Origin of the sequence: Leclercia sp. LTM14, assembly GCF_023736175.1 — a bacterium.
GTDB lineage: Bacteria > Pseudomonadota > Gammaproteobacteria > Enterobacterales > Enterobacteriaceae > Enterobacter > Enterobacter barmai.
On the sequence record NZ_JAIKTT010000037.1, the window covers coordinates 1 to 345 of the forward strand.

Genomic DNA, 345 nt, shown 5'->3' on the forward strand with positions numbered 1-345 from the left:
TGACTGCCAGGGCATCCACCGTGTACGCTTAGTCGCTTAACCTCACAACCCGAAGCTGTTTCACTTCGCGTTGTGAAAATTTGAGAGACTCGAACACACCTTCATCTGTTCCTGTTACGGAGAACAGACACAGTGTGTCGTTTCAATTTTCAGCTTGATCCAGATTTTTAAAGAGCAAAACTTCTTAATGCACTCAAAAGTACATTCAGAAGTTCATCATTCATCAGACAATCTGTGTGAGCACTACAAAGGCAGGTTCTTTAAGGTAAGGAGGTGATCCAACCGCAGGTTCCCCTACGGTTACCTTGTTACGACTTCACCCCAGTCATGAATCACAAAGTGGTA

1 rRNA gene is annotated in these 345 nt (G+C 44.3%); it reads right to left on the reverse strand.

From position 1 onward, the window contains the following. Positions 1-266: 266 nt before the first annotated feature. Positions 267-345: ribosomal RNA gene (locus tag K5I40_RS23805) — 16S ribosomal RNA — on the reverse strand; the annotation flags it as partial.